At 63.2% G+C, this 26065-nt stretch carries 24 protein-coding genes; 11 read left to right on the top strand and 13 right to left on the bottom strand.

The window, feature by feature from the left end; translation table 11 throughout:
• From GZ092_RS20345 to mdcH, 6 genes are all read left to right on the top strand, one after another.
• The coding region (locus GZ092_RS20345) for a triphosphoribosyl-dephospho-CoA synthase (RefSeq protein WP_293639094.1) at positions 1-193 on the top strand (193 nt) is incomplete at its 5' end.
• 8 nt (positions 194-201) lie between these two features.
• Complete coding sequence (locus GZ092_RS20340; RefSeq protein WP_293639092.1) at positions 202-525, top strand: malonate decarboxylase subunit delta; 324 nt, start codon at positions 202-204, stop codon at positions 523-525.
• The gene (locus GZ092_RS20335) at positions 522-1409 is read left to right on the top strand and encodes a biotin-independent malonate decarboxylase subunit beta (RefSeq protein ID WP_293639090.1); all 888 of its coding nucleotides are present in this window, start codon (positions 522-524) and stop codon (positions 1407-1409) included. The genes GZ092_RS20340 and GZ092_RS20335 overlap by 4 nt, the downstream gene beginning before the upstream one ends.
• On the top strand, positions 1402-2208 hold the full coding sequence (gene mdcE / locus GZ092_RS20330) for a biotin-independent malonate decarboxylase subunit gamma (RefSeq protein ID WP_293639088.1): 807 nt from the start codon (positions 1402-1404) through the stop codon (positions 2206-2208). The genes GZ092_RS20335 and mdcE overlap by 8 nt, the downstream gene beginning before the upstream one ends.
• Complete coding sequence (locus GZ092_RS20325; RefSeq protein WP_293639086.1) at positions 2205-2891, top strand: malonate decarboxylase holo-ACP synthase; 687 nt, start codon at positions 2205-2207, stop codon at positions 2889-2891. The genes mdcE and GZ092_RS20325 overlap by 4 nt, the downstream gene beginning before the upstream one ends.
• Entirely contained in the window at positions 2888-3823 is a 936-nt protein-coding gene (mdcH, locus tag GZ092_RS20320) for a malonate decarboxylase subunit epsilon (RefSeq protein ID WP_293639084.1), read from the top strand. The genes GZ092_RS20325 and mdcH overlap by 4 nt, the downstream gene beginning before the upstream one ends.
• A gap of 264 nt (positions 3824-4087) precedes the next feature.
• Here the strand turns inward: mdcH and madM are convergent, their stop codons facing one another.
• The 6 genes from madM to GZ092_RS20290 form a co-directional block, all read right to left on the bottom strand.
• Positions 4088-4861, bottom strand: a complete 774-nt coding sequence (gene madM, locus GZ092_RS20315; RefSeq protein WP_293639082.1) for a malonate transporter subunit MadM — start codon at positions 4859-4861, stop codon at positions 4088-4090.
• A 5-nt stretch (positions 4862-4866) separates the two neighbouring features.
• The gene (gene madL / locus GZ092_RS20310) at positions 4867-5268 is read right to left on the bottom strand and encodes a malonate transporter subunit MadL (RefSeq protein ID WP_293639080.1); all 402 of its coding nucleotides are present in this window, start codon (positions 5266-5268) and stop codon (positions 4867-4869) included.
• A gap of 186 nt (positions 5269-5454) precedes the next feature.
• A complete protein-coding gene (locus tag GZ092_RS20305) occupies positions 5455-6369 on the bottom strand; it encodes a LysR family transcriptional regulator (protein WP_293639078.1) in 915 nt (304 codons plus the stop codon).
• 121 nt (positions 6370-6490) lie between these two features.
• A complete protein-coding gene (locus GZ092_RS20300) occupies positions 6491-7159 on the bottom strand; it encodes a DUF4124 domain-containing protein (protein WP_293639077.1) in 669 nt (222 codons plus the stop codon).
• Positions 7160-7199: 40 nt separating this feature from the next.
• Positions 7200-9248: a M3 family metallopeptidase gene (locus tag GZ092_RS20295; protein ID WP_293639076.1), complete on the bottom strand. Its 2049-nt coding sequence runs from the start codon at positions 9246-9248 to the stop codon at positions 7200-7202.
• A gap of 114 nt (positions 9249-9362) precedes the next feature.
• Positions 9363-9839, bottom strand: coding sequence for a YhbY family RNA-binding protein (locus GZ092_RS20290; protein ID WP_293639074.1), 477 nt, complete (start codon positions 9837-9839; stop codon positions 9363-9365).
• Positions 9840-9879: 40 nt separating this feature from the next.
• Here GZ092_RS20290 and GZ092_RS20285 point away from each other — a divergent pair, with 40 nt between their 5' ends.
• The 4 genes from GZ092_RS20285 (at position 9880) to glmM (ending at position 15147) form a co-directional block, all read left to right on the top strand.
• A complete protein-coding gene (locus GZ092_RS20285) occupies positions 9880-10614 on the top strand; it encodes an RlmE family RNA methyltransferase (RefSeq protein ID WP_293639072.1) in 735 nt (244 codons plus the stop codon).
• A 154-nt stretch (positions 10615-10768) separates the two neighbouring features.
• Positions 10769-12694: an ATP-dependent zinc metalloprotease FtsH gene (ftsH, locus tag GZ092_RS20280; protein ID WP_293639070.1), complete on the top strand. Its 1926-nt coding sequence runs from the start codon at positions 10769-10771 to the stop codon at positions 12692-12694.
• A 127-nt stretch (positions 12695-12821) separates the two neighbouring features.
• Complete coding sequence (gene folP, locus GZ092_RS20275; protein WP_293639068.1) at positions 12822-13667, top strand: dihydropteroate synthase; 846 nt, start codon at positions 12822-12824, stop codon at positions 13665-13667.
• A 148-nt stretch (positions 13668-13815) separates the two neighbouring features.
• Positions 13816-15147, top strand: coding sequence for a phosphoglucosamine mutase (glmM, locus tag GZ092_RS20270; protein ID WP_293639066.1), 1332 nt, complete (start codon positions 13816-13818; stop codon positions 15145-15147).
• A gap of 96 nt (positions 15148-15243) precedes the next feature.
• Here the strand turns inward: glmM and GZ092_RS20265 are convergent, their stop codons facing one another.
• Genes GZ092_RS20265 through GZ092_RS20250 form a run of 4 tightly spaced genes read right to left on the bottom strand, consistent with a single transcriptional unit; the run spans position 15244 to position 19345 of the window.
• Positions 15244-16161, bottom strand: a complete 918-nt coding sequence (locus tag GZ092_RS20265) for a dihydrodipicolinate synthase family protein (protein WP_293639064.1) — start codon at positions 16159-16161, stop codon at positions 15244-15246.
• 2 nt (positions 16162-16163) lie between these two features.
• Complete coding sequence (locus GZ092_RS20260; RefSeq protein ID WP_293639062.1) at positions 16164-17336, bottom strand: L-rhamnonate dehydratase; 1173 nt, start codon at positions 17334-17336, stop codon at positions 16164-16166.
• 19 nt (positions 17337-17355) lie between these two features.
• Positions 17356-18375 (bottom strand): 4-hydroxythreonine-4-phosphate dehydrogenase PdxA, encoded by a 1020-nt coding sequence (locus GZ092_RS20255; RefSeq protein ID WP_293639061.1) that lies wholly within the window; start codon positions 18373-18375, stop codon positions 17356-17358.
• Positions 18376-18379: 4 nt separating this feature from the next.
• Entirely contained in the window at positions 18380-19345 is a 966-nt protein-coding gene (locus GZ092_RS20250) for a tripartite tricarboxylate transporter substrate binding protein (RefSeq protein WP_293639060.1), read from the bottom strand.
• A gap of 136 nt (positions 19346-19481) precedes the next feature.
• Here GZ092_RS20250 and GZ092_RS20245 point away from each other — a divergent pair, with 136 nt between their 5' ends.
• Positions 19482-20423 (top strand): LysR family transcriptional regulator, encoded by a 942-nt coding sequence (locus GZ092_RS20245; protein ID WP_293639059.1) that lies wholly within the window; start codon positions 19482-19484, stop codon positions 20421-20423.
• Between the two features lie 97 nt (positions 20424-20520).
• Here GZ092_RS20245 and GZ092_RS20240 read toward each other — a convergent pair whose 3' ends face one another.
• From GZ092_RS20240 to GZ092_RS20230, 3 genes are all read right to left on the bottom strand, one after another.
• Positions 20521-20664 (bottom strand): DUF3149 domain-containing protein, encoded by a 144-nt coding sequence (locus GZ092_RS20240; protein ID WP_293639057.1) that lies wholly within the window; start codon positions 20662-20664, stop codon positions 20521-20523.
• Between the two features lie 216 nt (positions 20665-20880).
• Positions 20881-22302, bottom strand: coding sequence for an efflux transporter outer membrane subunit (locus GZ092_RS20235; protein ID WP_293639055.1), 1422 nt, complete (start codon positions 22300-22302; stop codon positions 20881-20883).
• A 110-nt stretch (positions 22303-22412) separates the two neighbouring features.
• Positions 22413-25694: an efflux RND transporter permease subunit gene (locus GZ092_RS20230; protein ID WP_293639054.1), complete on the bottom strand. Its 3282-nt coding sequence runs from the start codon at positions 25692-25694 to the stop codon at positions 22413-22415.
• Positions 25695-26065 lie beyond the last annotated feature (371 nt).

Raw genomic sequence — 26065 nt, 5'->3', positions numbered from 1 at the left:
GCTGCAGGCGGATGCCGTCGCCGTGCTGGCCCGCGGCGGCGTGGCGGCCCTAGCGGGCCGGCGCCTGCTGCGCCAGCTTGACGCGCGGGCGCTGGCCTTGAATGCCTCCCCGGGCGGCGCAGCCGATCTGCTGGCCGCCACCTTGTTCCTCGATCGCCTGGACCTTAGCGTCCGCAGGCCTTCACTTTCTTGAAAGCTGTTATGGAAACCTTTGATTTTCAGTATCCGGCGGGGCAGCCCGCCAACGGGCGGGTGATGGTGGGCGTGGTCGGCTCGGGCGACCTGGAAGTGCTGCTGGAGCCGGGCATGGCGGGACTGACCCGCGTGCGCGTGACGACCTCGGTCAATGGCTATGGCGCGGTCTGGCAGGCGCAGCTGGACCGCCTGTTCAAGGCCGATGCGCAGGGCTGGCCTGCGGCGCGGGTTGAGATCAACGACTTTGGCGCAACGCCGGGCGTGGTCGGCATGCGCGTGGCACAGGCGTTCCAGACGCTGGGCGACGCGGCCCCAGGAGAAAAATCATGAACGCTTCACCCTTGAGCCTGACGCAGCACAACAGCTTTGTCGAACTCGACGCCAGAGCCCGGGTGCGCGCGCTGCTGGACGCCGGGACGTTTCGCGAACTCATCGACCCGTTCGAGCGCATGACCTCGCCGTGGCTGGCGCGCCAGGGTGTGGTCACGCAATCGGACGACGGCGTGGTGGTGGGCAAAGGCCAGATTGAGGGCCAGCCGGCCGTGGTGCTGGCGATTGAAGGGGCGTTCCAGGGCGGCAGCCTGGGCGAAGTCGGCGGCGCAAAGATAGCCGGCGCGCTGGAACTGGCGGCGAACGACAACCGCAACGGCGTGCCCACGCGCGCCGTCATCCTGTTTGAAACCGGCGGCGTGCGCCTGCAGGAAGCCAATTTGGGCCTGGCTGCCATTGCCGAGATTCATTCGGCCATCGTCGATCTGCGCCAGTACCAGCCGGTTATCGGCGTGATTGCCGGCAGCGTGGGCTGCTTTGGCGGCATGTCGATTGCCGCCGGCCTGTGCAGTTACCTGGTCGCCACGCGTGAGGCGCGGCTGGGCCTGAACGGGCCGCAGGTGATCGAGCAGGAAGCTGGCATCGCCGAATACGATTCGCGCGACAGGCCCTTCATCTGGAGCTTCACCGGCGGCGAGCAGCGTTTTCACACCGGGCTGGTCGATGCCTATGTCCAGGACGATACCGCCGACATCCGCAGCACCGTCGTCGGCCTGCTGGCGCGGGGCCGTCCCCAGGTCGAGCGCAGCGACCAGTACGCGCACTACCTCGAACGGCTGTCGTCTTACGACGCCCGCGTGCAGGCCACGCCCGGCATCGTGCGGCAGGTCTACAACGTCAACCACGTCGATGACGTCAACAGCGCAGGAGTCGGTCATGAATGAACAAACCCCAAGCCGTGGCGCCATCTGGCTGGCTGCCCTGACGGATAACGCTGACGTGTTGCCAGGCTATCCGCCATCGGTTCGCGTGGTCGATGCGCCGCTGGCCGCCCAGCCGGCGCGCTACATCGCGGTCGTGCCGGATGCCGAAAGCAGCTACCCGCGCGCCCGCACCGGCGAGACCGGGCTGATCGAAGGCTGGGCGCTGGCGCAGGCCGTGCATGAGGTCATCGCGGCGGATCGCGAGGGCGCCAAACGCGCCATCGTCGCGGTGATCGACGTCAGCAGCCAGGCCTATGGCCGGCGCGAAGAAGCGTTCGGCATCCACCAGGCGCTGGCCGGTGCCGCCGGGGCCTATGCCCAGGCGCGCCAGCACGGCCATGCGGTGATCGGCCTGATCGTCGGCAAGGCCATGTCCGGCGCTTTCCTGGCCCACGGCTACCAGGCAAACCGGCTGATCGCGCTGAACGACGACGGCGTGATGGTGCATGCCATGGGCAAGGCCGCCGCCGCCCGCGTGACGCTGCGCAGCGTCGAAGACCTGGAACGCCTCGCCGCCGACGTGCCGCCGATGGCCTACGACATCGCCAGCTACGCCACGCTGGGTTTGCTCTGGAAGCTGGTGGATGTGGCCAGCGCCGAACAGCCGTCGGCCGCCGATGTGGAACATGTGCGCGGTGCGCTTGTGGCTGCGCTGGACAACATCAAAACCGATCCGGTGCCTGACTTGCGCAGCCGTCTGGGCGGCGCCAACCGGCAGGCTTCGTCGCTGGTGCGCGAGAAGCTGCGCGCGCAGTGGTGAATTCACCTGCCGGTAGTTACCGGCCGCACGACCTGCTGTGGCCGGTGGCGGCTTCGGCATTGATTTTTTCCGAATCGCCGCCGCCCTGGGCCACGCCGGACTGGCTTGCCGGAGTCCCGGTGGTGGTGCGGCGCGCCACGCTGGCCGACGCAGGCCAGTTGCCGGTAGGGCTGCGTGGCAGCACGCGCAGCGAGCGCTGCGCCGCACGGATGGCGGCTGGTCACGTGGTGCGGGTGGTCGAACCAGAGACCATCGCCCGCAGCGCCGCGCACAGTTCCCGCGTGCGTGAATCGCCGCTGGCCTGCCTGCAGGCGCTGGATCGGCTCGGCCCGAAACTCGATGACCTGCCGCTGGCGTGGGGTGTGACGGGCGGTGTCGGTTTTTCGCTGGCCAGCGGCTTGGATGTGCTGCGCCCTGACAGCGACCTGGACCTGGTCCTACATGCGCCGCTGGCGACCGATGCTGACGCGCTGCGCGCTGTGGCCCGCTTGCTGCACGACCTTGAGGCGCGCGTCGATGCGCAGGTCGAGACACCGTTTGGCGCCTTTGCCTTGCAGGAATGGGTTCGCACCGGTGGGCCGGTCTTGCTCAAGACTAACCGTGGCCCCATCCTGACCGACAACGCCTGGTCGCGCCCGGATGCGGCATTTTTCGACGCCGCCTGCTGTGCCATGCCGGCATGAGCATCCTGTTCACCTTTCCGGGCCAGGGCACGCAACGCGCCGGCATGCTGCATGCACTGCCGCAGAAAGCACTGGTGCGCGAGGTGATGGACGAGGCCTGCGAGGTGCTGGGCCGCGACGCCCTGGCGCTGGACAGCGCAGAGGCGCTGCGCTCGTCGGTTGCGGTCCAGCTCGCCTTGCTGGTGGCCGGGGTCGCGACGGCGCGAGATTTGATCCACGAGGCCGGCCCGCCCGATGCCGTGGCGGGCCTGTCGGTGGGCGCTTATCCGGCGGCAGTGGTGGCGTCGGTGCTGTCCTATGCCGATGCGCTGCGACTGGTCGAGCGGCGCGCCCGGCTGATGGAGGCGGCTTATCCCGGTGGCTACGGCATGACCGCGATCCTGGGCCTGGAACGCGCCGCGCTGGAGCCGCTCATTGCCCAGGTGCATTCTGACGCTTCACCCGTTTACCTGGCCAACATCAATGCCCCGACGCAGCTGGTGATTGCCGGCGCGCATGCCGCCATGGCGCGTGTGGCTGAACTGGCCCAGAAGCGAGGCGCCTACGCCGCCAAGCCGGTGGCGATCAGCGTCCCGTCGCATTGCCCGCTGCTTGACGCGCCGGCCGCCGAACTGGCGCTGGCCATGGCCGATGTGCCGGTGGCCGTGCCGCGCCTTCGCTACTTCAGCGCCAGCCTGGGCCGCGCCTTGAGTGCGCCCGCCCGCATCGCCGACGATCTGGCGCGCAACATGGCGCTGCCGGTGAAATGGCATGACACCACCGTGCTGGCCCACGAGCAGGGCGTGCGTCTGAGCGTCGAAATGCCGCCGGGCAGCGTGCTGACCAAGCTCGGCGCGCTGGCGTTTCCAGAAGCCCTGTCGGTGGCCGCCGCCGACACGCGCGCCGACACGCTGGCGGTTTTGATGGCGCGGGAGCGGCAGCGCGAACAATAGACATCGGAGGTGAATGCAGGCGGATGAAACCACGCCGCCTGCTTTGCAAAAGCACGGCGGCGCGGGTCAAGGGTTTCAATGCCGTGAAGATGGGAAGAGGGTCGCTGCGGCCTGGTGTCGTATCATTTGAGCCAGAAAAACAAGCTTTTCAGCATGAAATATGCCTTCTGCGCATAACTGGAAAGCGCATACAGCTATGAATTCAGTAGCAAAACGCTGTTTTTCACCTTGACCGGTGTGGTGGGCGGTCAGGGTGATTTCGTTCTAGCCAACCAGCGCCCGGGTGGCGAAGAACAGCACGGACGGCCCCATCAGGCAACCCAGGCCGGTGTAGAACGTCGAGGTCATGGCGCCGTAGGGCACCAGTTTGGGATCCACCGCCGCCAAGGCGCCGCAGACACCGCTGGTCGTACCCATCATGCCACCGAAGACCATCGCTGTGCGCGGGTTGTCCAGGCCGATGTACTTGGCGAAGAAGGGCGTGCCCACCATCACCAGGACCGATTTCACCAAACCCGCGGCGATACTCAGGGCAATCAGTTCAGAACTGGCGCCGATGGCCGCACCGGTAATCGGTCCGACAATGTAAGTTACCGCCCCTGCCCCGATGGTCGAGATGCTCACGGCATCGGTGTACCCGAATGACATCGCGACGGCAGCGCCGACAACGAAGGACAATATGACGCCAGTGAACAGCGAAACAATGCCGCTGACACCACACTTGCGCATGTCGGTGAGCGTGGCGCCATAGGCGGTTGAGACGATGGCGAAATCACGCAGCATCGCGCCGCCCAGCAGACCCACGCCGCTCAGCAGCTTGAAATCGACTATGCCATTCTTGCCACCGGTCATGACGCCGCCAATGTAGGCCATCAGCAGTCCCAGCATGATCGCGAGCGCCGACCCGTGCAGGTGCCCACGCGTCAATCGCGCCGACAGAAAATACGAAACCCACATCGTGATGCCTACGACGGCGAAGGCGGTCAGCAGCCCGTTCTTGACGAGCACGTTTATCAAAATATCCAGGGTATTGGTCATGCCGATCACCCCTGGCTCTTGTGAGCAAGTTTTTGCTCTTCGCGCAGATGCTCGGACCGACCGATGCGGTCGATGACTGGAATCAGCGCGAAACAGACCACCGTCGCCAGAATACCCGCGATGATCGCCATCGGGCCGCCCTTGATCGCGCCGAGCACGTTCTGCTGCGCCGCCATGGCCACCACAATCGGAATGTACATGGCCGTCCAGAAGGCCACGCCCTGTGACGACTGCTGCACGAAGCGGCCGCTGTTCTTGAGATGCTCGGAGGCGAACAGCAGCAGGATCATCGCGAAACCGACGCCCCCCACATTCGCCTTGACACCGATTGCCGCGCCCAGCAGGTCGCCGATCAGTACCCCGAGCAAGGTACAGATGGACAGCAGCGCTACCCCGTAAATGATCATGATACTTGTCTCCTTTTATGCGGCCTGTGCGCGGCCGGTTATTCGAAACCGGGTCCCGCACAAGCCGGAAAAAGCTTGCAGCGTTGGTTTCTTGACCGCGACTTTATCGGCGGCGACAAGGCAGATCAATTAACGCGCTGGCGTCACAATTTCAGTGGATGAAACAGTCGAGGGTTAACCCTGGGTTCACGCCAGCGCCTGTCGCGACAGGCGGCAGACCGACGCCAGGGCCAGCAGGTTCGGGTCGCGCTCGCGGGTGCGCAGGAAGTTCAGAGCGATGTGCTGGCGCATCAGGAACCTGGGCTGCAGCGGGATCAGCTGTACCTTGTTGGGAATCACGCCGCGCACCCGGCCCGGCAGCAGCGTGCAGCCGATGCCGCCGCTGACCAGGTTCATCAACGAGAAAATGTCGCCCACTTTCATGGCGATGTTGGGCGTGAAGCCGGCAACACGAAAGGCTTCGATAAAGCCGGAGTAGGTGGCAAAACCCTCGGTCAGGCTGACAAAGCGCTCGTCGGCGCAGGCGCTGAGATCCACCGAGTCCAGGTTCGCATAGCGCGAGCCGACGGGCGCGGCAAAGTAGATGTCGTCATCGAAAAGCGCAAGGGATTCAATGTCGGCCTCGCCTTCAGGAACCGCCATCAAGGTCGCATCGACCATGCCCTGCCTGAGCTTTTGCAGCAGGTCCGCGTTCGAGCCCAAAATCAGTTCGGTCTGCAACTCGGGCTTGCGCAGCTTGATGCCCATGATGAGCGTGGGCACGGTCTTGATGGTGAGCGAATAGAGCGAGCCGATCCTGATGCTGCCGGCCGCGTAGCCGCCTGCCTGCCGGGTCGAGGTGATGCCGTCGGCCATCACCTTGAGCACGTCGCGCGCCACTTCGGCCAGTACCTGCGCTGCTTCAGTGGGCAGAAGGTTGCGGCCTTCATGCCGGAACAGGGTGCAGCGCACCCCTTCTTCAAGCGAGTGCAGCGCCCGGTGTACGCTGACTGTGCTGACATCAAGCCACTCGGCCGCACGCGTCAGGTTGCCGGTTTCCATGTAGGCCAGTAGAACCTCCAGTTTGCGGAAGGTGATTTCTTCGCTGATTCGTTGGTGCATGGCGGTCTCTCTGTGCCGTATTGTGCCAAACGTGCGACCAAAATACTCCGGATACAAAGCAACGCTTGCCCGGCGCCGGTCTGTACATCGGCAGGCCCGAATTACATGGCGATCAGGTCGTTCAGAACTTGATGCCGGACGGGTTGCTGCTGTTGGCCGGTGGCTGGACGGGGCGTGCAGCCGGAAGTTTCCTGACGGTATTGACTTCCCGGCCTTCAGCTGCTGCAGGGGTTGGCGCCACGGTGACCAGGGGCGCCGCTGCTGCTGGCCGATAGCTTGCCGGCAAGATCGAAGACTTTGGATAGCCGGCGGCGTTCAGGAACTGGGTCCATTCCGCATCCGAAAAACCCTTGAGCTGCTGGCTGCCAATGGTCAGGAAGGGCAGTGATGCTTCACCGCTCAGGCGCTGCAGCGCTTCGGCGTCGGCGGCCGTCCTGACGGTCTTTTCACTGAACGGGACGCCCCGGCTGGTCAGCAGCGAACGGCCCGCGCCGCAGGGTGCGCAGTTGTCGCCGGTGTACAAAACTACCGGGTATTTGAGCGCCACCTGGCGGAGTTCGAACGGCAGGCCGGCCGCGACGGCAGTGCCGCCTGGCGTGTCGGCATTGTCTTCGCTGACTTTGGTACCGTTGACCTGGACGGAGGGGAGCCGGTCGGAAAATGTCACCTTGCCATCGGGTCCGACAATGCGGTAAACCTGCTGCGCCTGCAATGCAGTCACGGCGCCGGAAGCCAGCACCAGCGCCAGCAATGCCCTGGATGCAGAAAAACAAAATGCGCTTGATTTCATGGGACCGGTCCGGTTCTGCAAAGCATGTTCAGCATGCGGCTCAAGCCATGCCCTGATGGCGCAGCAAGGCGTCAAGTGAAGGTTCGCGCCCCCGAAATGCCTTGAACGATTCCATGGCGGGACGGCTTCCGCCGGCTTCCAGAATGGCCGTGCGGTACTTCCTGCCGGCTTCCACGCTGACCGTCGATTTGTCGCTTCCGGCTTCGTCGTTGGCGGCTGCGGTTTCTTCAAAGGCTGCATAGGCGTCGGCCGACAGCACTTCAGCCCATTTGTAGCTGTAGTAGCCCGCCGCGTAGCCGCCGGAAAAAATATGGCTGAAGGTGTGCGCCGTGCGGCTGTAGGCCGGGGAGGAAATCACCGCCACTTCACGGCGCACCTCATTGAGCAGGCCCATCAGGTCCTCGTCCGGGTTGTGCGAGGTGTGCAGCAGCATGTCAAACAGCGAGAACTCGACCTGGCGCAATGTCTGCATACCGCTCTGGAAATTCTTGGCAGCCAGCATCTTGTCGAACAACGTGCGCGGTAGCGGCTCGCCGGTATCGACATGCGCCGTCATCTGCCTGAGCACTTCCCACTCCCAGCAGAAGTTTTCCATGAACTGGCTCGGCAGTTCGACCGCATCCCATTCGACGCCGCTGATGCCTGACACGTCGTGTTCGTTGACCTGCGTCAGCATGTGGTGCAGGCCGTGGCCGAATTCGTGGAACAGCGTGGTCACGTCGTCATGCGTCAGCAATGCTGGCTTGCCGCCGACGCCTTCGGCGAAATTGCAGACCAGGTGCGCCACCGGCGTTTGCAGCTTGCCGGTGTCGGGGCGCAACCAGCGGGCGCGCACATCGTCCATCCAGGCGCCGCCGCGTTTGCCGGTGCGTGCCGGCTGGTCAAGGTAGAACTGGCCAACCAGCTGGCCATCGCGCTCGATGCGGTAAAAAGCCACGCCGGGTTTCCACACAGGGGCTGAATCCTCGCGGATCTGCACCTCGAACAGCGTTTCGACAATCCTGAACAGGCCCGTCAGTACTTTGGGTGCGGTGAAGTACTGCTTGACTTCCTGCTCGCTGAATGCGTAGCGCGCTTCCTTGAGCTTTTCGCCGATGTAGGCGTAGTCCCAAGGCTGGGGGTCGGTCTGGTTGAGTTTCTCGGCTGCGAACCTGCGCAGGTCGGCGATGTCTTTTTCTGCATACGGACGGGCGCGCCGTGCCAGATCGCGCAAAAAGGTCACGACTTCTTCAGGTGACTTGGCCATCTTGGCCACCACCGAGACTTCACCGAAATTCTGGTAACCCAGCAGCCGCGATTCTTCCTGGCGCAAGGCCAGTATTTCACGCATCACGGTGCTGTTGTCGAACTGGCTGAATTCAGGCAGCGCCTGGTCGCTGGCACGCGTGGTGTAGGCCTTGTAGAGCTTTTCGCGCAGGCTGCTGCTTTCGGCAAACTGCATCACGGGCAGGTAGCTTGGCATTTTCAGGCTGAGCCGGTAGCCGGCCTTGCCTTCGGCCTCGGCCTGCGCCGCGGTTTGCAGCACGTCGTCCGGAACGCCCGCCACTTCATCATCGGTGGCGTAATAGGCAAAGGCATCGGTGGCATCCAGCGAGTTTTCGCTGAATTTCTGGCTGAGTTCGGCTTGGCGTTCCTGGATTAGCGCGAATCGCTCCTTGTCTGCACCCGTCAGTTCGGCACCCGAAAGGACAAAGTTGCGGATGGCATTCTTGTGTGCCTGGAGCTGCTCTTCATTCAGGCTGGCCACGTCAATGGCCTTGTACTTGGCATACAGGCGTTCGTCGGCGCCCAGGCGCGTCCAGAATTCGGTAACGCGGGGCAGGGCGGCGTTGTAGGCGGCGCGCAACTCGGGCGTGTCCGCCACGCTGTTGAGGTGGCTGACGGCGCCCCAGGCGCGGCCCAGGTTTTCGGTGGCCACATCGAGCACGCCGGCAATGCCGCTCCAGGTCGCCGGAAAATCGTCTGCCGTGACCTGCGCCAGCGCCGTTTCGGCCTTGGCAAGCAAGTCGTCCATCGCCGGGCCGACATGCTCGGGCTGGATCTGGTCAAACAGGGGAAGGTCGGAGAAGTCGAGGAGTGGATTGGTCATCATGTTTAACTGTGGGCGGCTGGGGTGAATCTAAAGGCCGCAGGTTGTTTTAGCCATGAAAATGCAAAAACCGACCAGCGAGGTCGCAAGGTCGGTTCAGGGCTGGGAGAAAGTTCAGTCCTGCGAGCGTTTCTTGACGCTGACCTGCTGCCGGGGCTTGGCGCGCTTGACGCTGCCGCCCGGGGTGAGGCGCTGGTTGCCGAGCACGCGCAGGGTCTTGACTTCCGGCCGCTGGCCGTAGCGCGAACTGTTCTTCAGCACCTTGACATCGCGCGGGCCGGCCATGCGGTCTTCGCTGACCTTTTTCTCTTTCTCGGGAACCGGCCGCCAGAACACCAGCAGCTTGCCGATGTGCTGGATGGGCGCAGCGTCAAGTTCCTCGGCCAGCGAGCGGAACATGTCTTCGCGGCCTGCACGGTCGTCGGACTGGACCCGCACCTTGATCAGGCCGTGGGCGTTCAGTGCGGCGTCAATTTCCTTTTTTACGTTGTCGGTCAGGCCGTCGGAGCCAATCATCACGACGGCATTGAGATGGTGCGCTTCAGCGCGGTGGTCTTTGCGCTGGGCAGGGGTAAGTTGTATTTGAGCCATGCGCAATTATCGGTGGTGTCGGGAAGACGACAATAGGCCCATGAAAGTAAATGCCAAGTCAGACCACAAACTCCTTCCCAAATCGCCCTCCAAGGTTGCAGCCAAGGGTGATGCAAAAGGTAAAAAAGTCAACAAGGCGTGGCTGCATGACCATATCAATGACCCGTATGTGAAGCAGGCCCGCAAGGAAGGCTACCGCGCCCGCGCCGCCTTCAAGCTCAAGGAAATGGATGAAACGCTGGGTCTGGTCAAGCCCGGCGACTGCGTGGTTGACCTGGGCAGCACGCCCGGCGCCTGGAGCCAGTATGTGCGGCGCAAGCTCTCACCGACCGGCGCCGCTGTGGGAGCGCTCAATGGCCGCATCATTGCACTGGACTTGTTGCCCATGGAACCCATCGAAGGCGTGGCCTTCATCCAGGGCGACTTCCGGGAACCCGACGTGCTGGAAAAACTGGAGCAGGCTTTGCGCTCGGAGCAGGGCGCCGTCAAGGTGGACCTGGTGATTTCGGACATGGCGCCCAATCTGTCCGGCATCGAGTCGGTGGATGCGGCGCGCATCTCCCATCTTGTCGAACTGGCGGTGGAGTTTGCCCAGTCGCGCATGAAACCGGACGGCTCGCTGGTCGTCAAGCTGTTTCACGGCAGCGGCTATGACGACCTCTTCAAGCTCTTTCAGGCCAGTTTCAAGGTGGTCAAGCGCATGAAGCCCAAGGCTTCGCGTTCAAATTCTTCTGAAACCTTCCTGGTTGGCAAGAGCCTGAAAAATGTGACATGAAGATGAAATGCAGTTCCCGGAGCTAAATATCCGGTTAAATCCGTGCCGTGCAAAGGGATGCAAAGCCTTAATCGTCGGTTCAGCCTCTTGAAACGCCTAAAATAAGGCGCATGTGCGATGCAATCGGTTTTGGATTCATATATCGGAGCAGTCCTTGAATAATCAGTGGTTTTCTAAAGTAGCAATCTGGCTGGTCATTGCCATGGTGCTTTTCACCGTGTTCAAGCAATTCGACACACGCGCCGGCGCCAGTTCGAATTACTTGGGTTATTCCGAGTTCCTTGAAGAGGTGCGCGGCAAGCGCATCAAGGCGGCGACCATTGCCGAAGGCCAGGGCGGCACTGAGATCGTGGCCACCACGACCGATGACCGCAAAATCCGGACCACGGCCACCTACCTTGATCGCGGCTTGATTGGTGACCTGATTGCCAACGACGTAAAGTTTGATGTCAAGGCGCGTGAAGAAGGTTCCCTGCTCATGACGCTGCTGGTCAGTTGGGGTCCGATGTTGCTGCTGATTGGCGTGTGGGTCTATTTCATGCGGCAAATGCAGGGAGGCGGCAAGGGCGGCGCGTTCAGCTTTGGCAAATCCAAGGCGCGAATGCTGGACGAATCCACCAACACCGTAACCTTTGCCGACGTTGCAGGATGCGACGAGGCCAAGGAAGAAGTCAAGGAAGTGGTTGATTTCCTGAAAGATCCGGCCAAATTCCAGAAGCTCGGCGGCCGCATTCCGCGTGGCCTGTTGCTGGTTGGCCCCCCTGGCACCGGCAAAACCTTGCTGGCCAAGGGCATCGCCGGCGAAGCCAAGGTTCCATTCTTCTCGATTTCCGGCTCAGACTTTGTTGAAATGTTTGTGGGCGTGGGCGCTGCCCGGGTTCGCGACATGTTCGACAACGCCAAGAAAAACGCACCCTGCATCATCTTCATTGACGAAATCGACGCCGTTGGCCGCCAGCGTGGCGCTGGTGTGGGCGGCGGCAACGACGAGCGCGAGCAGACATTGAACCAGATGCTGGTCGAGATGGACGGCTTTGAAACCAATGTTGGCGTGATCGTGGTGGCTGCCACCAACCGCCCCGACATTCTGGATGCCGCATTGCTGCGTCCAGGCCGTTTTGACCGTCAGGTGTATGTCACACTGCCCGATATTCGTGGCCGTGAACAGATCCTGAATGTCCACATGCGCAAGGTTCCATTGGGCCAGGACGTGAATGCCAGCGTGATTGCACGCGGCACTCCTGGCATGTCGGGCGCCGACTTGGCCAATCTTTGTAACGAAGCCGCCCTGATGGCCGCACGCCGCAGTGCGCGCACGGTCGAAATGCAGGATTTTGAAAAGGCCAAGGACAAGATTCTGATGGGCCCCGAGCGCAAGAGCATGGTCATGCCTGAGGAAGAGCGCCGCAACACGGCCTACCACGAGTCCGGCCACGCATTGCTGGGCAAGATGCTGCCCAAGTGTGATCCGGTACACAAGGTCACCATCATTCCGCGTGGCCGCGCCCTGGGTGTCACGATGAGCCTGCCAGCGCAGGACCGCTACAGCTACGACCGCGAATACATGCTCAGCCAGATCAGCATGCTGTTCGGTGGCCGTATCGCTGAAGAAGTGTTCATGAACCAGATGACCACTGGTGCCAGCAACGACTTCGAACGCGCCACGGCACTGGCCCGGGACATGGTCACACGCTACGGCATGACAGATGCGCTTGGACCCATGGTCTATGCCGAGAACGAAGGCGAAGTGTTCCTGGGCCGGTCGGTGACCAAGACCAACAACATGAGTGAAGCCACGCTGCAAAAGGTTGATACCGAAGTGCGCCGCATCATTGACCAGCAGTACAACCTGGCGCGAAAGATCATCGAAGACAACAAGGACAAGATGCACGCGATGGCCAAGGCCTTGCTGGAATGGGAAACCATCGATGTCGAACAGATGGACGACATCATGGCCGGCAAGGAGCCGCGTCCTCCCAAGGACTGGACGCCGCGCAATCCTTCCGTCGGCAGCGGCGGCAACGGCCCAAGTGGAGGCAGCCCTGCGGTCACGACAGACCCGGCGCCCAACGCCGCCTGATCTGAGGTCTTCAGTTCGCCAGACAATCTAGAAACCGGGGCCAGTCCCCGGTTTTTTTTTGGGTCTGACGCTTACGGCAAGACGCTGATTGCATCGTTTGGTCCGTCATCACCCACAAGGAGCTTTTGTGATCTGGCAAACCGCGCGTTTTCAGCTGGACCTGTCGCAACCTCGCGTCATGGGCATTGTCAATGCCACGCCAGACTCATTTTCTGACGGTGGAAGCTATTACGCCGCCACGGACAATTTTTCAGCCGTGTTTGCCTATTGTGAAAAGCTGATCCGCGACGGCGCCGACCTGCTGGACATCGGGGGCGAATCCACCCGTCCCGGCGCCTTACCGGTGCCGCTGGCCCAGGAACTGGCCCGCGTGCTGCCGGTAGTCCGCCATGCGGTGACTCTGGGCGTCCCGGTTTCGGTGGACACCTACAAGCCCGAGGTCATGCGCGCCGTGCTCGATCTTGGCGCTGACATCATCAATGACATCTGGGCGCTGCGCCAGCCTTACGCACTTGAGGCCGTGGCAGCGCATGCGTCCTGCGGTGTCTGCCTGATGCACATGCATCGCGAACCGCAAACCATGCAGGCAACGCCCATGCAGGGCGATGTGATTCTTCAGGTGCTCTCGTTTCTGGAGCAGGCAGCCCAAAACCTGCAAGCCCTGGGAGTCGAAAAATCCCGTATCGTGCTGGATCCGGGCATTGGTTTTGGCAAAACCGTCGCGCAGAATTTTGCCCTGCTGGCGCGCCAGCGTGAATTCCTGGCGGCCGGTTATCCGCTGCTCGCGGGCTGGTCGCGCAAATCATCGCTGGCGGCGGTCTGCGATGATCCGGCAACGGCTTTGCCGCAGGAACGCATGCTTCCCAGCGTGGCGGCCGCCTTGCTCGCCGTCGAGCGCGGAGCGCGTATCGTGCGCGTCCATGACGTGCGCGAAACCGTCCAGGCGCTGAAAGTCTGGAAAGCCGCCAGCTGACAGGTCAAAGCGCTTGGCGCTTGATTGTTGCAGTGCACAATAAATTGCAATTGCGCCTTCCGAGTCCAAAAAGGCGGCCATAAAATCAGTCTGATGTCGTGCCCCTCCCGGGCTGAACACTGCAATACCAATTCAAGAATCAACACCCATGACGAGAAAATACTTTGGCACCGATGGCATCCGCGGCACGGTGGGGCAGGCTCCCATCACGCCTGATTTCGTACTCCGCCTGGCCCACGCGGTGGGACGCGTGCTGCGCAGGACCGAAGCGCGCCCGACCGTCCTGATCGGCAAGGACACCCGGATTTCAGGCTACATGCTGGAAAGCGCGCTGGAGTCAGGTTTCAATTCGGCTGGCGTTGATGTGGTGCTGCTTGGGCCGCTGCCTACACCCGGCGTCGCCTACCTGACGCGTGCGCAACGCGCCAGCCTGGGCGTGGTGATCAGTGCCAGCCACAACCCTTTTGCCGACAACGGCATCAAGTTTTTCAGCGCCCAAGGCACCAAGCTCAACGACGAATGGGAATCGGCGGTGGAAGCTGCACTCGATGAGCCGCCGGTCTGGGCGGATTCGGCGTCACTTGGAAAAACCCGCCGGCTTGACGATGCCGCCGGACGGTATATCGAATTTTGCAAAAGTACGTTTGCCAACGACCTCACGCTCAAGGGCCTGAAAATTGTGGTCGATGGCGCGCATGGCGCGGCCTATCACATCGCGCCCATGGTGTTTCATGAACTGGGGGCCGAGGTGATCGCCATCGGCTGCGCGCCCGATGGCCTGAACATCAACGACGGTTTCGGCGCAACCCATCCTGACGCGCTCGTGGCGGCCGTGCGCGCCAACAAGGCTGACTACGGCATCGCACTCGATGGTGATGCCGACCGGCTGCAGGTGGTTGATGCCGAGGGCCGGCTGTTCAACGGCGATGAAGTGCTGTTCCTGATGGTCAACGAGCGCATTGCACGCGGCGAAAAAGTTCCGGGTACCGTCGGCACCCTGATGACCAACATGGCCGTGGAAGTGGCGCTGAAAGCCAAAGGTCTGGAGTTTGTGCGTGCCCAGGTCGGTGACCGCTATGTGCTGGAAGAGCTTGAAAAGCGTGGCTGGCTGCTGGGTGGCGAGGGCTCGGGCCACTTGCTGGCGCTGGACAAGCACACCACCGGCGACGGCCTGATCAGCGCATTGCAGGTGCTGCAGGCCTGCGTGCGCAGCAGGCGCACGCTGGGCGAACTTCTGTCGGACGTGGTGCTGTTTCCGCAAACCCTGGTCAACGTGCGGCTAAAGCCCGGCCAGCAATGGAAGGACAGCCCCGAACTGGCGGCTGCTACGGCAGCAGTGGAGGCCGAACTGGGCGACACCGGCCGTATCCTGATCCGGGCCAGCGGCACCGAACCGCTGGTGCGCGTGATGGTCGAGGCGCGCGATGCCGGGCAGGCCAGCGCCTGTGCCGAGCGGGTGGCGGACACCCTGCGGTCCTGAGTCAGGACAGGCAGTCCGTTTATTGGGTAAAACAGGCTTTTCCGCTCTATCCTTGGGCATCTCCAGCTATTGAATGCATAGCAATCACGTGTCCTTTCATTTTCCCCAGCGCAGCACCATCGGGTCCAGCCGCCGGGCGGTTTCCAGCAGGCCCTGGCGCACCTCGGGGTGCATGGCCGGAAACGGATGGCGCGGTGCTTCGCAGTCGATGATGCGGCCGGCTTTCATCAGCGCCTTGGCCGTCAGGATGCCGCCCTGGCGGTTTTCATAATTGATCAGCGGCAGCCAGCGGGTGTATTGGGCGACGGCTTCCTCCCGGTTGCCAGCGGCATAGGCATCCATGATCAGGCGAATGCCGTCGGGGAACGCGCCACCCGTCATGGCGCCGGTGGCGCCGGCATCCAGGTCGGGCAGCAGCGTGATGGCTTCCTCGCCATCCCACGGGCCTTCAATCGCATCGCCGCCCAGGCGGATCAACTCGCGCAGCTTGGACGCCGCGCCTGCGGTCTCGATCTTGAAATACGACACCTGCTTGATTTCTTTCGCCATGCGTGCCAGGAAAGGCACCGGCAGCGGCGTCCCGCTCATGGGCGCATCCTGGATCATGATGGGGATGTCGATGGCGCTTGAGAGCGCGGCATAGAACTCGTAGATCTTGTTCTCGCTGGCCCGCAAGGTGGCGCCGTGGTAGGGCGGCATCACCATCACCATGGCCGCGCCCATGTCCTGCGCGCGGCGGCTGCGCTCGGCGCAGATGCGGGTAGAGAAATGCGTGGTGGTGACGATCACCGGTACCCGGCCCGCCACGTGCTTGAGGATGGCGGCAGTCAGCACCTCACGCTCGTCGTCCGACAGCAGGAACTGCTCCGAAAAGTTCGCCAGGATGCACAGGCCGGTCGAGCCGGCGTCGATCATGAAGTCGATGCAGCGCAACTGGCTGGGCAAATCAAGCTCGCCTGCGTCGTTGAACGTGGTGGGCACCACCGGAAATACGCCTTGGTATCGTGCTGTCATGGTCACTCGATGATATTGAACTGGTCCAGGAACTCGGTCTTCATGCTCAAACCCAGGCCGGGCTTGTGATCGTCAAGCTGGACGAAGCCGTTTTCAGCCACCGGCTCGCCGTCGAAGATGTAATAAAACAGCTCGTTGCCGACTTCGACGTCGAACATCGGAAAGTATTCGCTCATCGGCGAGGCCAGCGTGCTCATGGTCAGGTGGTAGTTGTGCATCTGGCCGGCGTGCGGAATGACGGGCACGCTGTAGGCTTCGCACAGCGCATTGATCTTGTGGGCGGCGGTGATGCCGCCGACGCGGTTGGTGTCGTACTGCACGACTGACACGGCTTTTTTGTCCAGCAGCTGCTTGAAGCCGTACAGGCTGAACTCATGCTCACCGCCTGAAATCGGAATGCTGGTGAGCTGGTTCAGTTCGGCGTAACCGTCGATGTCGTCGGCAATCACGGGTTCCTCCACCCAGCGCGGCTCGAACCTTTCCAGCTTGGGCAGCATGCGCTTGGTGTATTCCAGGTTCCAGCCCATGTAGCACTCGAGCATCAGGTCGTTGTCATAGCCGATGACTTCGCGGATCGCCGCGACCGCCTTCAGGTTTTCCGCTACGCCTTTCGTGCCGTGCGCGGGGCCATAGCCGAAGCGTGACTTGAACATGGTGAAGCCCTCATCCATGTATTTTTGCGCCTCGGCCTGCATGTCCTCCAGGTTGGTGCGGTAGAGCTTGGAGTAGTAAACCGGGATTTTTTCCTTGGTGCGCCCGCCCAGCAGCTTGAACACCGGCTTGTTCACGGACTTGCCCAGGATGTCCCAGATCGCCAGGTCAATCGCCGAGATCGCCGCCATGGTCACGCCCTTGCGGCCCCAGGCGTGGGTGGCGCGGTACATGCGTTGCCACAGGTATTCGTAGTCCCACGGGTCCTGGCCCAGCACCAGCGGGGTCAGGTACTGGTCGATGATGGCCTTGGCAATGCTTGGCGCCAGCGCGACATTGCCCAGGCCGATGATGCCGTCGTCGGTCTCCATCTCGACCACCGTCCACGAATGAAAGCGGAAGGTGCTCATGGATTCGGTGTTGGAATACACCAGGTCCATGGCGTTGGAGCAGAAATTGCCCTGTGGTGGAACGGTCTTGCCCTTCCACTCAAAAACACGGGCGCGTACGGATTTGATTTTCATGAGGATGACTCTCGGGTTTTCAGGAATGAAGCCGTGCCGCACCCATGCGGCAGGCGATGCGAAAGGCGTTCAGCGTGGCATTCACATCGGCCACACCCTGACCGGCAATGTCAAAAGCCGTGCCGTGCGCCGGTGTGGTGATGGGAATCGGCAGGCCGCCCTGCACCGTCACGCCCTGGCTGAAGCCCATCAGCTTGATGGCGATCTGGCCCTGGTCGTGGTACATGGTGACGATGGCTTGGTACTGGCCGTCTCGGGCCTTGAGGAAAATCGTGTCGGCAGGGAAGGGGCCATCGACCGGAAAACCGCTGGCGCGCAGCGCTTCAACCGCTGGCGCAATGATGTCGATTTCCTCGTGTCCGCAGACGCCGCCGTCGCCGCCATGCGGGTTGAAAGCGGCAATCGCCACCTTGGGCGCGGCCGTGCCGCTGGCCTGCAGCGACTGGTAGATCAGCCGGGCGGTATCCATGATGCGTTCCTTGCTGAGCAGGGCCGCAGCGTCTTTCAGCGGAATATGCGACGACACGCGCGAGGTCCACAAGTCGCCCAGCGTGTTGAATTCGCAAAAATAGCCGGTCACGCCCAGGTACTCGGCAAAGTGGTGCAGCTCGTCCTCATGCTGCATACCACCGATCTTCATGGCCTGCTTGTTCAGCGGCGCAAAACAGAGGGCATCGACCTCGCCGCGTTTGGCGCCGTCCATGCACAGGTCCAGGACCTTGAGCACCGCCGTTCCGCAAGCGGCCAGCGCCTGGCTGCGTTGCACGTCCGCCGGCTGGATCGTATCGACGGCCAGAAAAGCCGGCAGGCGCTGATCAGCGCGGCTGCGCACGTCGGCCAGCGACGCAACGGCTTGTGTCGCGACACGGTGGCCGGCGATGGCCTGGCCGTCCTGCCACAGCCAGGTGTCACCCACCAGCACGATATTGGCGCCGTCCGTGATGCCGGGCTGGCTGAGGAGGCGGGCGATCAGCTCGGGTCCAATACCGGCCGCGTCGCCCAGGCTCAAGGCGATGACCGGGTTCTGCTGCATGTTCATGGCTTCAGTCCAGCTTGATGTTCTTGCGGGTGATCAGCTCGGCATAACGCTTGTTTTCAGCCGCGTGAAAGGCGGCGAACTGCGCCTGCGTCATGGGCGTCAGGTCGGCGCCGATGGCACTCAGCCGGCTTTGTGTTTCAGGCATGGCCAGCACCCGGGTCACGTCGGCGTACACGCGATCCTGCACTGCCCTGGGTGTCGAGGCGGGCATATAAATGCCGTACCAGGCATTCATTTCCACACCCTTGAGGCCGGCTTCCGCCATGGTGGGCACATTGGGCAGTTGCGGATTGCGCTTGGCGCTGGCGACTGCCAGCGGCTTCATGCGGCCGTTTTTGATCTGTCCGATGACCGACGGCATGGTGTCAAAACTCATTTGCACCTGGCCGCCGACCAGGTCGATCAGCGCCGGACCGCTGCCGCGGTAGGGAATGTGCGTGATGAACACGCCGGACGCATCCTTGAACAGTTCGGCCGCAATATGCTGCGTGCTGCCCGAGCCGCTGGAGGCGTAGTTGAGCTGGCCGGGCTTTTCCCGGGCCAGCTTGACCAGCGACTGGACCGAATCGACCGGCAGCGCGTTGTTGACCACCAGTACATTGGGCACCGCGCCGACGAAGACCACCGGCACCAGGTCCTTGTCGCTGTCGTAGCCGAGCTTGAGCAGGTGCGGCGCAATCGCATGCGCGGTCGAGACGCCCATGATCATCGTGTGGCCGTCGGTGGACTTGGCCGTGACGTCGGCCGCCAAGGTGTTGGACGCGCCGGGGCGGTTTTCGACCACCACCGGCTGCTTGAGCAGCGGACCCAGCCGGTCGGCGACGGCACGCGCCATGGCGTCGGTGCCACCGCCGGGCGCGGAACCGACCAGGATCTTGACCGGGCGGGTCGGCCAGTCCTGCTGGGCGGCCGCAGGGGTGAGGCAGGCGAGGGCGCAGGCCGCCGCCAGCAGTGTTGAAAAGAGTTTCATGGGTTTGTCTCCTGGCCGTGGGCTGTCGATGAATGAAGATGATGGTAGGGAGACAGACACTTGTCGTAAATTCAAAATAATTGATTATTTGATAAGCTGTGGTGATCAATTAATCGGCGCATCGCGCCATCCCGTCATGCCACTTCCAGCGTCCATTCCACAACTCCTGAACCGCCTGCGCATGCGTCAAGTCGCCCTGATCCTGGCCGTGGGCGAACATGGCACCCTGCGCAAGGCATCCGGCGAACTGGGTATGACGCAGCCGGCGGCCACCAAGATGATCCAGGAACTGGAGTCGGCGCTGGGGCAAAAATTGTTCGAACGGGTCGGGCGCGGCCAGAAGCTGACGCCGGCGGGCACCAGCGTGCTGGGCTATTTCCGGGGAATGCGCGGCTCCATCGAGTCGATGACCCGGGAACTGGCTGAATTGCAGCTGGGCAGTTCGGGCCGCCTGTCGGTGGGCAGCATCATGGCGCCGTCGCCGACCTTGCTGACGCAGGCCATCATTGCGCTGAAAAAAGCCTATCCGCTGCTGTCGCTCGATGTCACGCTGGACACCAGCGACCGGCTGCTGGAACTGCTGCGCGAAGGCGTGCTGGATGTCGCGGTCGGGCGGATTCGCGGCGCGCAGTGGGCCGACTATGAATTCACGCCGCTGGAAAACGAGGCGCTCGCCATCGTCGTGGGCGTCCATCATCCGCTGGCCCGGCAGAAATCAGTTCCGTTTGACCGTTTGCTGGGCTATCCGTGGATATTGCAGCCCACTGGCAGCCCGATGCGCGAGGTGCTGGAGCAGGAATTCAGGATGCAGCAGGCGCCGTTGCCCCGGGGGTTGATCGAAACCGCGTCGATCCTGACGACCACCAACCTGATTGCCGAAACCGAGATGATTGGCGTCGTGCCGCTGTCGATTGCTGACACCTACGCGCGCCATGGGCTGCTTTGCGTGTTGCCATGCCCGATCCGGCACAAGATGGAGTCGTTTGGCTCCATCACCCGAAGGGACCGGCCGCTGAGCGAGGCCACGCGGTTTTTTCTGGCGGCGCTGCATCAGCGGGAGCACCCTGCCAATAGTTAATTAAACGCTATAGTTTTTATAGCTACTGGCACCCGCCGGTATTGCGGAAAGTGCCTGTTTGGTCATCAACTGACGGTGCCGCAGGCAACCCGGCGGCTTACTTGCGGGGGGACGTCGGATCGTGTTTCATCTTGCCCATGAACAGGCGAAGAAAGAATACCCCCATGCCCATCATGAAGACAATGCCGATGATGCTCATCAGGCCGTAGTCGGTGGAAAACAGGTCAGTCATCAGTTTCATGGTGGTCGCTCCCTTTGTTGTATGGACTATCCCCTATTCATACCAGGGGCATGCTGATCCAGGTCAACAGTGGGTCGTTGAAAGCGAATTTCACGACCGGAGGGCACATCGCCAGCGCAATGCCTGGCGAAAATGCTGCACGGGTGGTGTTGCAGCACAGTGGCCCAATAAACCCCGACCAGAAGGGTCAACCGTTGTTGACGGGCGCCGCCTGCGTCATTGCGCCGCCTGCCAGCCGCCGCCGAGCGACTGGATCAGCGCCACGGCGGTGGTCTGGCGGTCGGCCATGGCCTGCACGAGCGCGCGGCGCGCACTCAATGCGGTGGCCTGGGCTGTGATGACTTCGGTGTAGCTCACCTGGCCGCTGCGGTAGCGGTTCAGCACCTGCTGCTCGACCTGGTCGGCGGCTTCGGATGCCTGGCGGCGCAAATCCTGCTGGATCTGCAGGATGCGGGTGGCGGCCAGCTGGTCTTCCACACCCTGGAACGCCGTCAGCACGGTTTGCCGGTAACGCGCCACCGCCTGCGCATGCGCGGCTTCGCTGCCTTCGACGCGGGCGGTGGTGGCGCCGGCATTGAAAAGGGTTTGCGCCGCCGACAGGCCGAGCGACCAGACGCTGCTGGACGCGCTGAACAGGTCGGCCACGCGGCTGGCGCCGAATCCATACGACGCGCCCAGCGGCAGGCTGGGGTAATAGGCGCTTCTCGCAATACCGATCTGCTCGTTGGCCACGGCCACGCGGCGTTCGGCAGCGGCAATGTCGGGGCGGCGCTGCAGCAGGGTGGATGGCACACCGACCGGAACCTCGGGCACTGACGGATTCCACGCGGCACGGGCCATCGAAAAATTGCCCGGCGCTTCTCCCACCAGCACCGCGATGGCGTGTTCGAGCTGCGCGCGCTGGCGCACCAGCCCGGCATCGTCGGCCTGCGCGTTGGCCAGCTGGGTTTGCGATTGCAGCACATCGGTTTTGGCCGAAATGCCGGCGCTGTAGCGGTTCTGGGTGATCTCCAGCGTGCGCCGGAACCCGGCCAGCGTGTTTTCCAGCAGCGCTTTTTGCGCATCGACCTGGCGCAGCGTGAGGTAGTTGATGGCCAGTTCACCCTGCGCCGACAGCCGGGCCGACGCCAGGTCGGCGGCGCTGGCCTGGGCGCTGGCCGAGGCGCTGTCCACCGCACGGCCCAGCCGGCCCCAGACATCGGGCTCCCAGCTGGCGCCAATGCTGGCGCTGAAGCTGTTGCCGGTGCGACCGCCGCTGCCGCTGGTGGAACTGCTGCCCGAACTGCTGTGCGAGCGGTTGGCGCCGCCATTGAGGGTGACGGAGGGAAACATCGAGGCCCGTTGTTCGCGCACCAGCGCGCGCGCCTGCGCATAAGCGCCCACGGCCGCCGCGACGTTCTGGTTCGACACCTCAACCCGCGCGGCCAGCTGGTCGAGCACCGGGTCGCTAAACAGTGACCACCACGGGCCGCGTTCCAGCGCATCGGCCGGTGCGGCGGGCGTCCAGCCTGCGGCTTCCTTGAAGGCGCTGATGTCCGGCGTGGAAGGGCGCTGGTAATTGGGGCCTACGGCGCAGCCGCTGACCGCTAAAACCAGTGCGGCAACCGTGAAAAGGTGAAAAGGCAGTTTTGAACGCATGGGCGGCTTTATGAATTCGTCATTCCGGCCTTTGCGGGACCGACGGTTGCGGGGTGGGGCTTGACCAGGTTGGCACAGGATTTTCATGGCAGTTTCATGTCCGCTGGCCCTCACCCCAGCCCTCTCCCAGTGGGAGAGGGCGCAAGAGGGTGAAGCGCTGTATCGGGCAGATCAGGCGATGGCGCATGCGGATGACGGCTCAGGTGGCGCTCGGACGGATGGCGACGACGCAGCTTGTCGAGCAGCACATACACGACCGGCGTGGTCAGCAGCGTCAGCAACTGGCTGGCGATCAGCCCGCCAATGATGGTGATGCCGAGCGGCCGGCGCAATTCGGCCCCTTCGCCAAAGCCGATGGCCAGCGGCAGCGCGCCCAGGATGGCGGCCATCGTGGTCATCAGGATCGGCCGGAAACGCAGCAGGCAGGCTTCACGCACCGCCTGCACGGCGCTCAAGCCGCGCGCCCGTTCAGCATCCAGCGCAAAGTCGATGATCAAGATGGCGTTTTTCTTGACAATGCCGATCAGCAAAAAGATGCCGATCAGCGCGATGATCGACAGGTCCATCTTGAACAGCAGCAGCGCCAGCAACGCGCCCACGCCGGCCGACGGCAGCGTGGAAATCACCGTCAGCGGGTGGATCAGGCTTTCATACAAAATGCCGAGCACGATGTAGATCACCACCAGCGCCGCCAGGATGAGCATAGGCTGTTCGCCCTGCGACTGCTGCGCGCTGAGCGCCGTGCCTGAAAAACTGCCGCGCACATTGTTGGGCAGGCTGATCGCGGCTTCCGATGCCTGTACGGCAGCCTGGCCATCGCCCAGCGTGCTGCCGGTGGCCAGGTTGTACGAAATGGTGGTGGACAGTTCGCCATCTTCATGGCTGATCGATGACGCCGCCGAATTTTCGCTGAAGCTGGCGATGGCCGACAGCGGCACCATGGTGGTGACCGCCGTGCTCAGCGCCTGGCCGGAAGACGGGTCGCGCAGCGCAGGGTTCACGATGGACGCAGTGGCGCTGGTGCTGGAGGTCGTGCCTGTGCCGGTGGCGGCGGCTGCGTTTCTGGCCGGCACATAGATGTCCTTGAGCGCCTCGGGGCTGTCGATGTAGCGCGGCGCCACCTGCATGATGACCTTGTACTGGTTCAGCTCGCCATAGATGGTGGCGACCTGGCGCTGTCCGAAGGCGTTGTACAGCGCGTTGTCCACATCGCGCGAACTGATGCCCAGCCGCGCGGCGCTGTCCTTGTCCACCGTGACCATGGTTTCGACACCGTTTTCCTCCTGGTCGGTGTCCACGTCGGTCAGCGCAGGCGACCGCTTCATCTGGTCGGCCAGCCGCGTGGCCCAGCGTTTCAGGTCGACGGCGTTGTCGCTCTTGAGCGTGTACTGGTAGGTGGAATTGCTCTGCCGGCCGCCGCCGCGCAGGTCCTGCACCGGGTTCAGGAACAGCGTCACGCCGGTGACTTGCGCCAGTTGCGGCCGCAGCCGGGCAATCACCGCCTGGCCCGAGTCGCTGCGTTGCCCTGCCGGCTTCAAGTTGATGAACATGAAGCCGCCGCCCGCGCGCGAGCCGCCGGTGAAGCCCACCACCGTGTCGACCGCCGGGTCGGCGCGGATGATGCCGACCAGCGCCTTGAGCTTGCCCTGCAGCGCCTGGAAGGAAATGCTGCGGTCGGCGCGCAAAAAGCCGTTGATCTGGCCGGTGTCCTGCTGCGGAAAAAAGCCTTTGGGCGCGGCAATGTACAGGTAGACATTCAGCCCGATCACCGCCAGCAGGATCAGCATGACGAGCAGCCTGGCTGACAGCGCCCAGTCCAGCGCCACCTCGTAGACGCGCGATGTGCGCCTGAAGCCGTTTTCAAAGGCCCGCGCGATGCGGCCGGGCGGCTTGCCGGCCGACGCTGGACGCAGCAGCCAGGCGCACATCATCGGCGTGGTGGTCAGCGAGATCACCAGCGAGATCATCACCGCCGCCGACAGCGTGACGGCGAATTCGCGGAACAGCCGGCCGGTCTGACCGCCCATGAAGAGCAGCGGAATGAACACCGCCACCAGCGACAGGCTGATCGACAGCACGGTGAAACCGACTTCGCGCGCGCCCAGCAGCGCCGCCTTGAAGCGGTCCATGCCGGCTTCGATGTGGCGGCTGGTGTTTTCCAGCACGACGATGGCGTCATCGACGACAAACCCGGTCGCCACCGTGAGCGCCATCAGGCTGAGGTTGTTCAGGCTGAATCCCATCAGGTACATCACGCCGAAGGTTCCCAGCAGCGACACCACCGTGGCCACGGCCGGAATGATCGTGGCACGCACGCTGCGCAAAAAGGCGCTGACCACCAGCACCACCAGCGCGATCGAGATCAGCAGCGTGGCCTCGATCTCGCGAAGCGAGGCGCGAATGGAATTGGTCGAATCCGACGCCACCTGCAGTTCCACGTCCTGCGGCAGCTGCGACTGCAGCTCGGGCAGCAGCGCGCGTACGCCATCGACGGTGGCAATCACGTTGGCGTCGGGCTGGCGCGTGACCAGCACGATGACCGCCGGCTGACCGTTGAACAGGCCCAGCGTGTTGGTGTTTTCCACGCCGTTGCTGACCTCTGCCACGTCGCTCAGGCGGATCGCCGCGCCATTGCGCCAGGCAACGATCAGCCCCTGGTAGTCGGCCGCGCGCAGGCCGCCCGAGGCCGTGGTGCCGATGGCATAGATCTGCAGGCGCTGGCCGTTGCCTTCGATGGCGCCGCGCGGCCGGTTGGCGTTGGACGCCTGCAGCGCGGCGCGTACGTCTTCCATGCTGACGCCGTAGCGGCTGAGTGCAAAGGGCAGCAGTTCGACGCGCACGGCGGGCAGCGAGCCGCCGCCGAGTTCGACATCGCCGACTCCGGGAACCTGGGCAATTTTTTGCTGCACCAGGCTGGACACCTCGTCATAGATCTGGCCCGGTGAGCGGGTCTGGGAGGTCAGCGCCAGGATGATGACCGGCGAGGAGGCCGGGTTGGCCTTGCGGTAGGTCGGGTTGCTGCGCAGCGTGGCGGGCAGGTCGGCGCGCGAGGCGTTGATGGCGGCCTGGACTTCACGGGCGGCGGCGTCGATTTTTCGGTTCAGTTCGAACTGCAGGCTGATGCGGGTCGAGCCGGTGCCGTTTCTGGAGGTCATTTCGTTGACGCCGGCGATCACGCCCAGGCGCCTTTCGAGTGGGGTGGCGACGCTGCTGGCCATGGTGTCGGGGGACGCGCCTGGCAGGGAAGCGCTGACCGAGATGACCGGGAAATCGACCTGGGGCAGGGGGGAGACGGGCAGCACGAAGAAGGCGCCGATGCCGGCCAATGCCAGGCCGATGGTCAGGAGGATGGTGGCGATGGGGCGGTGGATGAAAGGGCCGGACAGGTTCATGACCTTGCTACCTCTTTTTTTCCGTTTCCATGTTGCGTTAACTTTGCCTGGACCTGCTGGCCGGGGGTTGCCCGGCGGCAACCTACTTTTCTTTGCTTCGCCAAAGAAAAGTAGGCAAAAGAAAGGCGACCCGGCTGTCCGGGTCCCTGCGCTGCGCTACGGGCAACCTTTGAGCGCCAGCAAAAACGGGGGTCCGCGCAAACTCGCCTGCGGCTCAGACAGCGCGCGGCCCTGATCCCGTTTTTCCTGGCGCTCAAAGGCCCAGACAGAACGGGACTTGCGGGAACGGATTCGGATTCGGGGAGACCCCCATCCCTGCCTTCCCCCAAGGGGGGAAGGAGTAAGAGGGGGAGGAGGATGGAGGTGGCGAG

This window comes from Polaromonas sp. (genome assembly GCF_010365105.1).
Classification (GTDB): domain Bacteria; phylum Pseudomonadota; class Gammaproteobacteria; order Burkholderiales; family Burkholderiaceae_C; genus Polaromonas.
This window is presented reverse-complemented; position numbering and strand designations above follow the sequence as displayed.

What these genes read in the sequence shown, in the direction of transcription:
- GZ092_RS20245 (WP_293639059.1), top strand. Translation starts at nt 19,482, where the DNA reads ATGCCACTTCCAGCGTCCATTCCACAACTCCTGAACCGCCTGCGCATG.
- GZ092_RS20305 (WP_293639078.1), bottom strand. Translation starts at nt 6,369, where the DNA reads ATGCACCAACGAATCAGCGAAGAAATCACCTTCCGCAAACTGGAGGTT.
- GZ092_RS20335 (WP_293639090.1), top strand. Translation starts at nt 522, where the DNA reads ATGAACGCTTCACCCTTGAGCCTGACGCAGCACAACAGCTTTGTCGAA.
- madM (WP_293639082.1), bottom strand. Translation starts at nt 4,861, where the DNA reads ATGACCAATACCCTGGATATTTTGATAAACGTGCTCGTCAAGAACGGG.
- GZ092_RS20295 (WP_293639076.1), bottom strand. Translation starts at nt 9,248, where the DNA reads ATGACCAATCCACTCCTCGACTTCTCCGACCTTCCCCTGTTTGACCAG.
- GZ092_RS20230 (WP_293639054.1), bottom strand. Translation starts at nt 25,694, where the DNA reads ATGAACCTGTCCGGCCCTTTCATCCACCGCCCCATCGCCACCATCCTC.
- GZ092_RS20285 (WP_293639072.1), top strand. Translation starts at nt 9,880, where the DNA reads ATGAAAGTAAATGCCAAGTCAGACCACAAACTCCTTCCCAAATCGCCC.
- GZ092_RS20235 (WP_293639055.1), bottom strand. Translation starts at nt 22,302, where the DNA reads ATGCGTTCAAAACTGCCTTTTCACCTTTTCACGGTTGCCGCACTGGTT.
- GZ092_RS20300 (WP_293639077.1), bottom strand. Translation starts at nt 7,159, where the DNA reads ATGAAATCAAGCGCATTTTGTTTTTCTGCATCCAGGGCATTGCTGGCG.
- GZ092_RS20290 (WP_293639074.1), bottom strand. Translation starts at nt 9,839, where the DNA reads ATGGCTCAAATACAACTTACCCCTGCCCAGCGCAAAGACCACCGCGCT.
- GZ092_RS20340 (WP_293639092.1), top strand. Translation starts at nt 202, where the DNA reads ATGGAAACCTTTGATTTTCAGTATCCGGCGGGGCAGCCCGCCAACGGG.
- GZ092_RS20240 (WP_293639057.1), bottom strand. Translation starts at nt 20,664, where the DNA reads ATGAAACTGATGACTGACCTGTTTTCCACCGACTACGGCCTGATGAGC.
- mdcE (WP_293639088.1), top strand. Translation starts at nt 1,402, where the DNA reads ATGAATGAACAAACCCCAAGCCGTGGCGCCATCTGGCTGGCTGCCCTG.
- glmM (WP_293639066.1), top strand. Translation starts at nt 13,816, where the DNA reads ATGACGAGAAAATACTTTGGCACCGATGGCATCCGCGGCACGGTGGGG.
- GZ092_RS20260 (WP_293639062.1), bottom strand. Translation starts at nt 17,336, where the DNA reads ATGAAAATCAAATCCGTACGCGCCCGTGTTTTTGAGTGGAAGGGCAAG.
- GZ092_RS20250 (WP_293639060.1), bottom strand. Translation starts at nt 19,345, where the DNA reads ATGAAACTCTTTTCAACACTGCTGGCGGCGGCCTGCGCCCTCGCCTGC.
- madL (WP_293639080.1), bottom strand. Translation starts at nt 5,268, where the DNA reads ATGATCATTTACGGGGTAGCGCTGCTGTCCATCTGTACCTTGCTCGGG.
- GZ092_RS20255 (WP_293639061.1), bottom strand. Translation starts at nt 18,375, where the DNA reads ATGAACATGCAGCAGAACCCGGTCATCGCCTTGAGCCTGGGCGACGCG.
- mdcH (WP_293639084.1), top strand. Translation starts at nt 2,888, where the DNA reads ATGAGCATCCTGTTCACCTTTCCGGGCCAGGGCACGCAACGCGCCGGC.
- GZ092_RS20265 (WP_293639064.1), bottom strand. Translation starts at nt 16,161, where the DNA reads ATGACAGCACGATACCAAGGCGTATTTCCGGTGGTGCCCACCACGTTC.